This window comes from Pseudoalteromonas sp. GB43 (genome assembly GCF_054923805.1).
The window spans coordinates 344267-357636 of record NZ_JBPCHJ010000002.1 but is presented as its reverse complement, the minus strand read 5'-3'; the positions used below and the strand labels follow the sequence as shown (position 1 = coordinate 357636).

Below are 13370 nucleotides of genomic sequence, written 5' to 3'. Positions count from 1 at the left end.
GCCAGATTGATATGACTGGGTTAATTAGCAAAACTGGTTGCTAATTTAGCTTTTAATTTTGTTACGAAAGCGTCTACCAACTAATAAGCCAAGAGCCAAGATTAGACTGCCAAATGCCCCACCACTGCTGCTATTATCTTCTGGTTCAGGCTCTGGTTCTGGTTCTGGTGCAGGATTAACTAAAATATCCAAAGTTTGAACATAGTCAGTTTGGTCGTTATCTTGGCAAGTTAGAATGTATGATTTGTTGCCATCAGTGCTTGGCTCGATAGTTTCGGTACCACTGGTTTCTTTTGTACCTTCCCAGTCACCACTAGCCGTACATTGGCTTAAGTTAGATGTTTGCCAATTTAACTCTACGCTTTCTCCTAAGGTGATTTCGGTAACTGAAGAAGTAAAGTTCAGCTCTGGTTTTGGATTTACAACCACATTAACTAACTGAACATGTGTTTTTTGGTCAGTGTCTTGGCAACTTAATAAATAAGATTTTTCACCTTCAGAGCTTGGCTCAATTGATTCAGTACCACTGGTTTCTTTTGCACCTTGCCAATCGCCACTGGCAGTACATTGGCTTAAGTTGGTTGACTGCCAGTTGACTTCAACACTCTCTCCTAAAGTTATTTCAGTGGTTTGAGTATTAAACTCCAAGGCATGCTCTTTTACAGTGAATTGATATACGCTTCCTGTGTCGTTTACCGCGTCGCCATTGGTGGCACCGTAAATAATTTGTTCGCCATTCTCTCGCGCACCAGCAGTTAAACCTACTGGTAAAGGTGAGGCTTGATCTGCAAAGTGGAGGACAAGCTGAAAATTGTCTTGCTCTTTATCAAGGTCACGTGCGTCTGTACTTAGATTAATACGAAATAGCACACCTGAATTATCGTCACTGCCTCCGGCGGTTGTTGTACCATAAATATTTCCATCTGCTGCAACTACAAGTGGACCCGCTGGCGTTTTACCATTTAGGTTTGTTTCTGCTTCATCTTGTTCCGAACCAAATGTATGTAACACGGTAAATGCGTCTAAATTGGTTTTGTGGGCACGCCATACTGTTTTAGCTGACGTTCCGTATAACCAATCACCACTTTCTACTAACGAGTTGGTTGCTAAGGTATGGTCATCGATAAGACCATGTAGGTTATTAGAAAAGGTTTTTAAAATTTGTACTTCTGAGCTGCCATCCGTTTTAACATTGGTTAAATCTAGCTTAAACAGAGTGCCGCTTGGGAAGTCGCCATCTTCTAAGCCTTCGGTACTGCCTGCTCCGTCAGACTTTGAAGATTTATGTGCAAGGCCATAAATCGCATTATCTTGTTCACTGTATATCAGTGAGGCAGGCGCTTCACCTTTAGTAAAAATATTGCCTTGTTTATATTCATCACGGCTAAAGTCAATCAGTACAGCGATTTCACCTTCACTATTAAGGCGCAGTAATGCACTATAATCACTACCTCGTTCATAAGCGGCAAAATAGATGTTGTCTTGTGCATCTATCGTCATCAAGCCTTGTACTCGGAAGTCTCCCCCATTAATACTAGAGAGATCCAAATGCGATAGTGCATCCTCTATTACTTCGCCTTCACTCCATTTGAATAATGTTCTGTTTGCGCCACCGTAAACAACTCCCTGACTATCAACCACGGTATTCGTTACAAAGGCTAGCGTGTCGTTATTTACTTCGTTTATATATGTGGTGTAGTCGGTTAACTCGCCTTCGGTTAATTGGGGAGTGAAGCTATAAATACCCGACTGCGTTAGCGTGGCAAAGTCACTACCACCACCAGAAAGAAAAGTACCTATTAATTTACCATTATGGGTATTTAATGTTGGTGGTTTTGCAGGCATCATGCCTTTATCGCCGCCCATCATAATGGTCGGCGGTGTACCAAATGCATGTAATTGTTGTAGGTTAATTTCAGCGGCACTTGCAAGATTTGCGCTAAACAATGCACTGGTAATAAGGGCTAGCTTAAAGGTATGTCGCATTTTTATTCCTTTATTATTTAAAATGTTGCGGTTAATTGAGCAGTGGCGGTGCGCCCAGGCGCAATCCAATATGAAGTACCATTTGCTTCGGCATAATTGAGATCGGTCAGGTTGTCGACCGACATACGTAATTTAAACTGTGATGTGAATTGATATTCCAACCAAAAGTCATAAACTTGCCAGTCAACAACGTCTTCATAAGCGCTGCCACCACGACCGTCGTTATCTTCGTAACGCATTCGAGCGCCTAACTTTAAAGTGTCTTCAAATAACTTTAAGCCTAGGGTCAATGCACCACTGTGTTTTGGTGGAGGGATATAGTTCAAGCTTCCCGATCCAGCTTGACCCATACTTGTTTCTGGATAACCTACTTGGCTGCCTAGAGGAAATGGATCATAGCCTCCCTTGCCAAGGCCAACATTCATTTTGGTGTAATTAAGCTCAGCAAATAGCCTTTTTGATTCATAATCAGCTTGCAGTTCAAGGCCATCAAAACGGATTTCATCTTGTAAATTGACATAACTCAATGTCATTCCATTGTCATCAATAGAAGTAGGTCTCATCACGCGACCTTGGACAATAAAGTTATCGATGGTATTTTCGAACCATGCTGTTTTAATGAATAAATCGTGGCCTTTGGCTATATCAAGCAACTCAAAATTAAGACCAATTTCATTATTCCAAGCTTCTTCAGCTTCAAGTCCAGGGTTTGGGTAAAAAGGGAAAGAGTTACCAACATGAGCACCAAATAATAAGGTCTCTGTGATTTCAGGCGGCCTGACTGCCTGAGCTGAACTTAAGTAGCCTTGTATTTTATCGTTAAAGCGATAGGCTAAACGCATATTTGGTGAAAGGTAATTTTCATGCCGGTCAACGTCAAAGTCGGTATAGATCAAAGTGCGACTAGGCGAAACTCCGGGAGGGTTAAGAATGTAACCAGAGTATATTTCTCCACCTCCTTGCAGTGAAAATTGCTCATAGCGCAAACCTGATTCAAAAGAAAAATGCTCGCCGTATTGCCATTCTGCTTGAATATAAGCACTGCCTAGAGAGCGATCACCTTCAGGGGTTGCACCTGTAAACCAAGATGGGTCGCCAGTTCCTGGCGTTTGCTGTATTGCTTGAGGCTCTGTCCAGTCTTTAAAATACTCGCCGCCTAAAGTAACTAATAACAATGACTCATGTTGTGTTAACCAATCATGCTTGAGACTAAAAAAGGCAAGATTATCAACAACCATACCTAGGGTGTTGGTTTCATATTGCAATTTAAACTCGCCGTAGGGATTGCTGCTTTCTCCCATTTCATAAACATGCTGACGCATTTGAGTGCGGTTGTAATAAACACTGGCATTAAGATTGAGGTAATTTGAGTTTGCAGCCCATGTGTAATCTAATTTAATCGTATCGTTATTAAGTGAACTGCTACTTTCGGGCTCTGCATCTACTGATGTCGTTGAGCCTTCTTCAAAGTTGCCATAAAAGCCGATATAACTAAGTTTTACTGACTGCTCTTTATTTATTGTGTAATCAGCTTTGAGTAATGACGACCAGTTATCTTGCTCGGTAAAGTTACTCATTGCGCTAAAGTAATTACTAGAATCAGCATTACCACCATGTTGGCATTATAGCTTAAAACGGCCAACATTCTTATGCCCTACCGCAGCAACAAGTTCTAGATCTTTTCCCACACGCACAGTAGACGCTAATAAGCCTTGCATGTGATAGGCATTGTTGCCAGATGAAATGGCTAGCTTAGTACCATGATCTTTACCGGGAGCCGCCAAATCATCAAATTCAAGCGTTTTAAAATTTACAACACCAGCAATCGCGCCAGCACCACCACTTTCACCTACCGGTCCTTTCGCAATTTCGACACTCGACAGTAATTGAGGATCTAAATAAACCATCCCATTGGCACCATGACCACTTCGTTTGAAGTTCTGCCTAGCTCCGTCAATCATCACATTAACTCGACCAAAATCTTGTAAGCCACGAACATTTACTGCAACCCCAGGCTCCTGCCGAGTTTGGGAAGTGGTAACACCTGAAACGTTATAGAAAATATCTGATGTATCACGTGGGGCAATACGTTGAAGCTGAGCTTGATCAAGTTGAGTATTTGAAGAGGCTGATTGATAAATTTCTATACGCTTATTAGATGTAGCCTGAACTTCTAAGGTATCGAGTAAAATATCACCATTTGATTGGGCTAAGAGTACACGTATAACATAACTTCCATTAGCCGTTTTCTCGGCATACAAGCCAGTCCCTAAGAGAAGCTGTTGGAATCCTGTATCAAGTTCGAATTCCCCTTTTAGACCAGTTGATTGCAGATCGCCAACTTGCTTAGGATCAAACTGCAGCAAGATGCCTGTTTGGAGGGCAAATGTATTAAGTGCTTCAGCCAAACTACCTTGCGGTATATCAAGTTGGTGGGCTTGATCCGCTAACACCTTTGCAGAAAATGTAAATTGCAAGCATAGCAAGACTGTAAAAATTAAACGCGATAAGCGGCCTTTTAACATAAATAGTTCTCATTATTTTTTAGAGCTATTAATAGGACGCAGCAAAATCAAAAAGCAGTAATAAAATTTATTAAATAATGAAAATAATTTTATAACTTATTTTATTTCAATGAGATATATTCAAAATACTTAGCGACAGAGGTATGGGTCACCGCGGGTTCTGACGCTATCATCTGTAGCGCCATAGCAATATTGTCTGTTGGGTAAACACCTGAAACTCGGATATGTTCAAGTGCGGATTGGTTGTAAATAAACACGCCTTGATAATGAGGCTCAAGCAAACTTAATAACCTAGCTAAACTCATATTATTAGCAACTAACCTATTATTTAACCATGCTAATTCTATATCGGGGTTTGCAGCTGTTGGCCCAATGAGGTGACTATTAGCCACTGACATTGCTTGACCTTCCTTACCTACGACACATTTTTGAGCAGGTAAATAGCACAGCTCTACTTTTGATTCACTCACAACGACAAAGGTATCTTGTTCGTGGCGTTTAACAGTAAATTGTGTCCCCAAGGCTGTTGCCGTTGCTTTATCTGTCTCCACCACTAATGACCAACTTGAATTAGTTTTTGCCACTAAATGTATCTCTCCCTGATTCAACTTAATCAATCGTTGCTTAGAACTAAATTCTATATCCACTTGGGTTTGCGCGTTGAGAGTCAGTATGGAGCCATCTTTAAGCTCAACAGTTTTTTGCTCCCCTTTTAGAGTGTAATAATCAGAACTGATTCCTGTTAGACCTACATGACTGGCTATGAGACCAAACCCGACAAAAAGTGCCGATAAAACGACCGATTTAGCAAAATGATTAGACTTAGGCTTATCTTTATCTAGTACCCTATTGAGGATTTTCGAATCAAAATGGCTGTTATCAGTGCTGTCAAATTCGCGCCACAGTGCTTGCAATTCTGAGTAAGCTTTTTGATTTTCAGGATTGGCTTTGAGCCACTGACTATGGGCTTGAATATCAGCATCGGTGAAGTTGTCAGAATTGAGTAAGACACACCAATTTGCGGCTTGTTCAAGCTTAGATTTGTAGTCTGGGTACTGTACGGACATTATGGCTTAATCGAGTAATTGACTGTGACAATGAAGCAATGTTTGAGCGATATATTTTTGCACCATACTCACCGATATATTCAGTTCCTGAGCAATTTCTTGATACTTCAGACCATCTAACCTTGCCATTAAGAATGCGCGCCTTGGTTTATCTGCTAACCCTTCAAGTAAGCGCGATAACGCCTCTAGTTTTTGAATCATTTCATGCACTTCTTCACACGAAGGGGCATATTCTTGTGAAGACTCTAACTGAGCTTCAAGGTAGGCTTGCTCAATGCGTTTACGTCTTGCTTTATCGATAATTAAACGATTTGCAATTGTAGCAAGGTAAGCACGGGGTTCTTTCACTTCAAATAAATCAATTGACGAAGTCAGAGCACGAATAAATGTGTCTTGTGAAAGGTCTTGTGCATCATGATGGCAATGAAGGTTAAGTTTCTTCTGTAAAAACCTTAATAACCAAAATTGATTGTCGCGAACAAATAGATCCATACCGGTGTAATTAAGCACTGCGGTTCCCTACCAACAACGGCAAATGATAACAATTATCATTACCGTATCATTGTTATTTATTCAAGGCAAGTTTGTTGTTTAAAATATGATAATTACTACTTTTGGCTAATCTCTTTTCAAAACATTCCATTCAATCAGAGAATTACAACGAATCGCTTAAGGCAAATGCCCGCCGTCGACAAAAAATTTTAATTTTTATTACGGGAAAATGATTTTGGTGCGTCTTATTAAATATGACGTTTATTTTTTTCGCCATTTTTGTCAGTTGGCTGGAGTAGGTTTAATGAAATTTGGAGTAGTGCTTTTTGTGGCTCTTGTTGGCTTTTTTTCCGGGCATAGTTATTCATCTGAGCAAGACCCAGTAAATGAAATAGTAAGCCAAGTAACTAAATTAGATAACCCACAATTAGCCGATAGCGCAGCTTTTGTTAGTCATGATCTGTCGCCTTGGGGTATGTATTTAGCGGCCGATGTGATTGTTAAAACCGTTATGATTGGCCTACTACTAGCTTCAATTGTGTGTTGGGGTATTTTTATCGCGAAGCTTATTTATCTTAATAAAAGTAAACGTGAAGGCAGGGCTTTATTAGTCAAACTATTAAATAGTCATAACTTAAAAATGGCAGAACAAGGTTTAACTCAAGAGCCAAGTACGGCAAAACTATTAATTCAAGCTTGCCTACATGAGCTTAACTTAAGTAGTAATAACGCAACGACAAGTGATGCATTAAAAGAGCGTGTTGCAGCTCGATTAGATAGGGTAAAAGCCGAGCTATCTGCAGATATGAACAAAGGAACGGGGATTTTAGCAACCATTGGTTCTGTTGCTCCATTTGTTGGTTTGTTTGGTACTGTTTGGGGGATTATGAATAGCTTTATTAGCATCGCCAAAACACAAACAACCAACCTTGCTGTTGTCGCGCCAGGCATAGCTGAAGCATTACTTGCAACAGCTCTTGGTTTAGTTGCAGCAATACCCGCAGTTGTAATGTACAACTATTTTTCACGCTCTATAACAGCCTATAAATCGCAATTATTAGACACTGTGACTGTCATAATGACAATCCTTAGCCGAGATTTATCAGCAAAAGATTCTCAAGCAAAACCACTAGAGCAGTTAATTGACTATCAGCAAATCAAAGCTGCAGGGAAATAAAGCCGTGTCTTTTAACTTACAACAAGATGATGAAGAACTAGTTGAACAACATGACATTAATGTCACGCCGTTTATTGATGTTATGTTGGTTTTACTGATTATTTTTATGGTTGCTGCACCATTAGCAACAGTTAGCGTGCCTGTTGAACTACCCAGTATTGATTCTGAAACGAAAGCCTCTGAACAAAAACCAACTTACCTTACATTACAAAAAGATTTGTCTTTGGTTATTGGTGAAAAGCAGTCTGTCGCGAAAACCGAACTAGTTGAAGCGTTATTGCAGCAAAAAATCACTCATGAGCACGCAATTTTGATCCGCGCAGATCGCAGTGTGGATTACGGGGACTTTGTTGATTTGCTGAATATTCTTTCTAAAGCAGGCTATAAGAACATTGCGTTAGTTGGGCTAGAAAAAACACAAGCGAGTCAGCAGTAATGAGCATGATAGCTGGCCAGCCAACGCTTAGAACAGGCTATCGTAAATTACAGTTACTCTGTGTTTCAACAGTATTAGTTGTTCATCTATTGGTTGCAGCTTACTTTATTATGAGCCCAGCAGTTGCAATAACACAAACTGCAAATGCCGCAATGCCTGATGCCGTCGTCATTAGTATGGTAGCCGCACCTAAAGTACCCAAAAATGCACTACCTGAGGGGCCTGAACAACAGATGGCAAGTCAATCCTCAGCTGAGAGTAAGCCTAAACCCAAACCAAAAGAACAGCCTAAAGTCGAGCAACCAGAGCTTATCGCCAAGCAGTCTGAAATTAAAATTACAAAGCCTAAAGTAACTAAAAAACCCAAAGTAGCTAAAGTTGAAAAAGTGCAAGAAACAGCTGTTGATGACGCTAAGCCTGTTAAAGAGAAAGTTGAACAGACAAAACAAAATTCCCAGAACGACAGCGCTGTTGCACAGACAACTGCACCAAAATCAATTGATGCAGCCCCAGCAGAACAGCGTACAGGCCCAGTAAGTAATGTATTTAGCAAGCAACAAGCTGAGGCTAAGCAGCGCTGGCAAATGCAATTATCAGCTCACCTTGAAAGACGTAAACGCTATCCTCGAATGGCAAAACTGAAACGTCAGCAAGGCGTACCTTGGGTCAAATTTACAATGGATCGAGAAGGCCAAGTAATTGCAGTCTCTTTATTTAGAGCAAGCGGTGTGTCATCCCTTGATGAAGAGGTACTTGCTCTGGTCAAACGTGCAGAACCATTACCCTTACCCCCAGACGAAATAGCAGGTACTACATTAACGCTCACCTTACCTGTTGAATTTTTTATAAATTAAATATTAGCTACACGGAGTTAATCATGTCTTCATTGGATATGGAAACAATTAAAGAGAACACTTTAACAGCCCAGTTTAAAGCAGAAACATCTTCTATTCATGATGGTTTAGATAAAGCGATTATGACTAAAAGGCCTTTTTCAAGCATTGAACGCTATGCATTGTTTTTACAAGTACAGCTAGCATTTCATATTACGGTCGCCCCTTTATATCATGATAAGAGGTTTCAAGATTGCATTGCAGGGCTTGCAGGTATGCAGCGCTTAGATGCTGTGTACGATGATTTATGCGATTTATTATTTAAGCAGCAGGCCGATGAAATTCGTAAGCAATACGCTGATAAGCACACATTCTCATTTGAACAAGGCTTAGCGTGGTTGTATGTAGTTGAAGGCTCAAATCTCGGTGCAGAATATTTATTAAAAGCCGCCAAACGTATTGATTTATCAGAGACATTTGGCGCTAGACATTTAGCACCAGCCGAGCAAGGCCGCGGTGCTGCATGGCAACAGTTTTCTAATTCAATCAATAAAATAGAGCTTGATGATTTACAAAGAAAAAATGCGCTTATTGCTGCTCAACAAGCATTTTCGTTTGTTCGTGAGCTAGTCGATAAAACATTTGCATAAGCCAAAAATAAAAATGAGCAGCAACAAAATAAAAAACGCACACGGAATGACTGAAGGTTCCAAAGTACTGAAAGTACTATTCTTTCTCACAGGTTTAATTTTTACAGGGCTTGGAATTATAGGTGCGATTCTACCCGTGATGCCTACGACTGTTTTTTTAATTGTTGCTGTTTATTGCTTTGGGCGCTCCTCATCGCGGTTCGAAGCCTGGCTTTTAAATCATCGCCATTACGGACCAACATTAAGAAACTGGCAACAATATGGCGCGATTTCGCGTAAAGTTAAATGTATTGCCTGTGTGGGGATGGCAATAGGCTTCATATTATTTTATCTTGGTGCGTCACCAGCGTGGCCGCTTACAACAACAGTCGCTTTGTTTATACTATTGTCAGCTTGGTATGTCTTATCAAATTCGGTTGCAAATGAGTAAGAAACTCACGTTAGCTGTTTAAAGTTACAGCTAATACTAATCTGCAATAATACTTAATCATTTTAAGGGATTAAACCCACGATCTGCGTTAAAAATTTCTGCTTTACGAGCGCATGGATGCAGAAGGTAGAGCAATCAAGAGGCAATTGCCGAGCACAACTGAATAACGAAATTTTTGCCTTGTTATCAACGAGGTTTTATTGCCTCAAAATAGACCACTTTATTAAGCGAATTGGTATAATTCGATATCGTAAAATTGTGTTTATTTTTAAATTGCTCTTTGAATGAAACATAAACTAATTTTCTTCTAACCATTGAGTGATATCAGTAATAAGCTGGGTAAGTATTTGCTCTATTTCTATAATAGTTTTCTCAAGGTTTAAATTGCCTTGGCTCGCTTTTTTTTCAACGTCAGCGAATAAACTTCTCAAGTGACTGGCACTTATTTCTCCGCACATCCCCTTTAAGGCATGTGCAACCTGACGAACTTGCTCACTATCTTTAGCATTAATTTGGCTTTGCAATTCTTTAAGCCTTAGCGGCGCTTTAGTAATGAACATCTCGCATATTTTGATTAATAAGGCTTCTTTATTTAAAAGTCTAACCAATGCTTGCTCACGATCCCAAAGAGGCTCTAAATTACTTTGTTCAGTACTTAGCGAATCTCCCTCGTAATTCGATAAAGACCACTTAACAACTTTTGACTGAACTTCGTGAGCTTGGATAGGTTTACTAACATAATCACTCATTCCAACTGCAATACACTTTTCCTTCTCACCAGCCATAGCACTTGCCGTCATTGCTATGATGGGAATTTGTGCATAGTACTGACCAGCCTCTGCGGCTCGGATTTTTTCACACACTTCATAACCATTGAGAACCGGCATTTGGCAGTCCATTAAAATACAATGAATAACTTCGTTACTCGCTTTAGAATTTAATAAAATTTCCAGCGCTTCTTGACCATTTTGAGCAGTAATAACCTCTATAGGCAATCCATCTAAGGCGCCAAGTGCAACTTCAATATTTATATCATTGTCATCCACAATTAATATTCGGCAGCCTTTAAGTTGGGTTAAAACATCTGCTGTTATGTCATTTTCTGTCGTTCTGTTTTCACTCAGCAAATAAAGTGGCTCATTTTCTGATACTTCAAAACCTGCAACTCTCAATAAATTAGTTTGTGTAATTGGTTTATTAAGGGATGTAACTTTTGTAACGAGCGCCTTTGGAAGGGGGTTAGCTGGTAGATGCAGTAAAATTATACGGCCTTGTTCTAATGTATTCGCGAGGCTATTTACCAGTGATTGAGGGTTTATCGCTTGAATACTTTCATAATCAATAAAAACATAATCAACATTGCTTGTATGTTCATCAGCAAGTGTGTTTATGTCGCTAACTTTAACATCAGCCCCATATACTTTTAGTAACTTTTGCATCACATCATGGCATTGCGAGTTGTTACTAATCAATAAAATACGTTTATGATTATAATAGTCTGAAACATCTGGTTTTGGGGCTTGGCTACTCCCAACTTTAATGTAAAAGCTAAATGCGCTCCCTTCATTAATTGCAGAATTAACTGCAATATCACCATTCATTATATTACACAGCTGTTTGCATATTGATAAACCAAGCCCTGTTCCGCCATAGTTGTCGGCTATAGAACTATTAGCTTGTTGAAATGCATCAAATAAATGACGTTGAGTATTTAACTCTATTCCTATCCCCGTATCTTGCACGGTAATTTTTAAGGTATGCTCTGTATTAGAAACCTGCTCAGATGATGCCGTTACTTTGATAAAGCCTTGCTCTGTAAACTTAATCGCATTACTAATCAAATTATTAATGATCTGAGTAAGCCTAAGAGGATCAGTCTTAACTTCGTAACAAGCCAGCCCGCTCGTATCTAAATAAACATCAAGACCTTTATCAAAAGCCCTCACAGAGCATGACTCGACTAAACTTTCGATCAGTAATTGAGGTTTGATTTTTTGAATGTTTAAATCGAGTTTACCCGACTCAATTTTAGATAAATCTAAAATATCATTTATTAATAGCCTTAAATTTGAAGCACTTAACTCCATCATATCTACAAGCTTACGGGCATTATCGGGCAATGTTTGACGTTTTAAAATATTCAACGTGCCAATCACTCCATTTAATGGCGTGCGTAGTTCATGACTGATATTAGATATAAATGCGCTTTTGATATCGCTGTGCTTTATTGCTTCATCTTTAGCTTCAGCAAGTGCTTGAGTTCTTTGCCTTACTTTTGCCTCAAGCTCCGAATTTAAACGTTTAACTTTATTCGCAGCTTCTTGTTCTTTGCTAATATCTCTAATAATCAATGCAACCCCGATTAAAACGCGCTGATCCGAAAAAACAGGGCTGACCGAAATAGCGAAATAATTCACCACACCGTTTTCAGAAATACTGCATTCATCTTTGATTTGTGTTTTTGAGTTTTGAATATCCGCAATGTAATCAGGAATAGGTAATCGGGCCAAAAAATCAATATCTTTACTCGCTTTTCCTATCGACATCGAACTTGCCAACATTAATAGGTTTTCAGCTGTTTTATTTAAACTTGTCAATTTACCTTCTAGATTTAAACCAACAATGGCATCTATCGACCCTTCAACGATAGCTGACGCTTCTCTTCTAGCCTCTGCTAGTAACTGGCTCCGGTTTGCGTTTCGGTAAAACGTTAACAGTAATACCCCCGTAAAAAGAATTATCAAAATTAATAAGCTATAGGTCATGACCCGCTTTTCATTTATTACTTTATCAACGTATTGCTTAGCCACTAAAAGATTAAAATTGATAAAGCCATAACTTTTACCTGGTCTTGTTTGTACTTTTTCTGAATGAACATAAAACTGCTGAGTTGTTGGTGAAGTTGCAGTGACTAAATATAGCCCTTGGTGCTGAACAGGCTGATCGTACACTGACTGCCATGTAATAGACGGATCTAAGTCTCTCGTGAATTGATACCCTTCATAAGGGTGATAAATAAAATCTCCCTCTGAACTGCTGATCACTAACTGAGAATAATCAAAAATAGTTTCTTTTAGCTTCTGTATTAATGGGGTGGCATTTACATTCATGATTAAAAAAGCAAATCGCTTTCCTTTATCACTGTATATGGGTATAGAAAAACGCAACATGGGTTTGTAAGGAAACACTACCTCGCCAAACTCTTTGTTTAGCGACATAGGCGACATGTATATTTGGTTCACTTCTAATAATGAACTTGGCAAAAAATAAGGTTCTGCGCTTTTCGCTTGTAAAGAATAGTCAGGTACAGCTTCTACTGAAGCGCCAACACGTTGCACACGAATTAACTCTTTTCCTTCTGCGCTCACAGCTATTATGCGCAGCTGTTCAACCGCAAGGTTGTTCTCCATAAAGCCTATAAAAATGGTTTCAAGCCGCTCCTTCCATTGCTGATAGGTTGTACCATCGTAGGGGTCAATTCCATCATTAAAATGAGCCCGAGGTAGGCCAGCTATAGGGGGCGTTGAATATAAAAATCGTAAATCAGATTTCGACTGCAATATTGAAGATGTGAGTATTTTCTTTAAACGCTGGTTTGTCTCTGTAAACTCTTGATCAATTGAGTTTAACGCATCCCGTTTAACATGCCCCTCGAAAAAGTAGACTGCGATGGCAGCAAAAACGCTAAAAATTAATGAAACAAATAACAAAAACGTTTTAGATGACATTGTGCTTTTATTATCTATATTGAGACTGTTCACATTGCTTCCTTGT

General features: G+C 39.4%; 11 protein-coding genes. 5 read left to right on the top strand and 6 right to left on the bottom strand.

The window, feature by feature from the left end; genetic code table 11:
- Positions 1-45: 45 nt before the first annotated feature.
- The 5 genes from ACRWSG_RS18980 to ACRWSG_RS18960 all read right to left on the bottom strand — a co-directional run bounded on the left by ACRWSG_RS18980 (position 46) and on the right by ACRWSG_RS18960 (position 6088).
- A complete protein-coding gene (locus tag ACRWSG_RS18980; RefSeq protein ID WP_462167202.1) occupies positions 46-1986 on the bottom strand; it encodes a choice-of-anchor tandem repeat GloVer-containing protein in 1941 nt (646 codons plus the stop codon).
- 17 nt (positions 1987-2003) lie between these two features.
- A complete protein-coding gene (locus ACRWSG_RS18975; RefSeq protein ID WP_462167201.1) occupies positions 2004-3563 on the bottom strand; it encodes a TonB-dependent receptor domain-containing protein in 1560 nt (519 codons plus the stop codon).
- A 45-nt stretch (positions 3564-3608) separates the two neighbouring features.
- Positions 3609-4511 carry an STN domain-containing protein gene (locus ACRWSG_RS18970; RefSeq protein ID WP_462167200.1) on the bottom strand — a complete coding sequence of 301 codons (903 nt, stop codon included), beginning with the start codon at positions 4509-4511 and terminating at the stop codon, positions 3609-3611.
- Between the two features lie 101 nt (positions 4512-4612).
- Positions 4613-5578 carry a FecR family protein gene (locus ACRWSG_RS18965; RefSeq protein ID WP_462167198.1) on the bottom strand — a complete coding sequence of 322 codons (966 nt, stop codon included), beginning with the start codon at positions 5576-5578 and terminating at the stop codon, positions 4613-4615.
- A gap of 6 nt (positions 5579-5584) precedes the next feature.
- Complete coding sequence (locus ACRWSG_RS18960) at positions 5585-6088, bottom strand: sigma-70 family RNA polymerase sigma factor (RefSeq protein ID WP_200909101.1); 504 nt, start codon at positions 6086-6088, stop codon at positions 5585-5587.
- 286 nt (positions 6089-6374) lie between these two features.
- On the opposite strand from ACRWSG_RS18960, the gene exbB reads away from it, so the two are divergent.
- From exbB to ACRWSG_RS18935, 5 genes are read left to right on the top strand one after another with little or no spacing between them, the layout of a single operon-like run.
- Complete coding sequence (exbB, locus tag ACRWSG_RS18955) at positions 6375-7247, top strand: tonB-system energizer ExbB (RefSeq protein ID WP_462167197.1); 873 nt, start codon at positions 6375-6377, stop codon at positions 7245-7247.
- Between the two features lie 4 nt (positions 7248-7251).
- The gene (locus tag ACRWSG_RS18950) at positions 7252-7683 is read left to right on the top strand and encodes a biopolymer transporter ExbD (RefSeq protein ID WP_054553556.1); all 432 of its coding nucleotides are present in this window, start codon (positions 7252-7254) and stop codon (positions 7681-7683) included.
- A gap of 5 nt (positions 7684-7688) precedes the next feature.
- Positions 7689-8537, top strand: a complete 849-nt coding sequence (locus ACRWSG_RS18945; RefSeq protein ID WP_462167195.1) for an energy transducer TonB family protein — start codon at positions 7689-7691, stop codon at positions 8535-8537.
- 23 nt (positions 8538-8560) lie between these two features.
- On the top strand, positions 8561-9166 hold the full coding sequence (locus ACRWSG_RS18940; RefSeq protein WP_462167193.1) for a biliverdin-producing heme oxygenase: 606 nt from the start codon (positions 8561-8563) through the stop codon (positions 9164-9166).
- Positions 9167-9179: 13 nt separating this feature from the next.
- Complete coding sequence (locus tag ACRWSG_RS18935) at positions 9180-9596, top strand: YbaN family protein (protein ID WP_462167192.1); 417 nt, start codon at positions 9180-9182, stop codon at positions 9594-9596.
- 296 nt (positions 9597-9892) lie between these two features.
- Here the strand turns inward: ACRWSG_RS18935 and ACRWSG_RS18930 are convergent, their stop codons facing one another.
- Positions 9893-13357 carry an ATP-binding protein gene (locus ACRWSG_RS18930; RefSeq protein WP_462167191.1) on the bottom strand — a complete coding sequence of 1155 codons (3465 nt, stop codon included), beginning with the start codon at positions 13355-13357 and terminating at the stop codon, positions 9893-9895.
- Between the last annotated feature and the right edge of the window lie 13 nt (positions 13358-13370).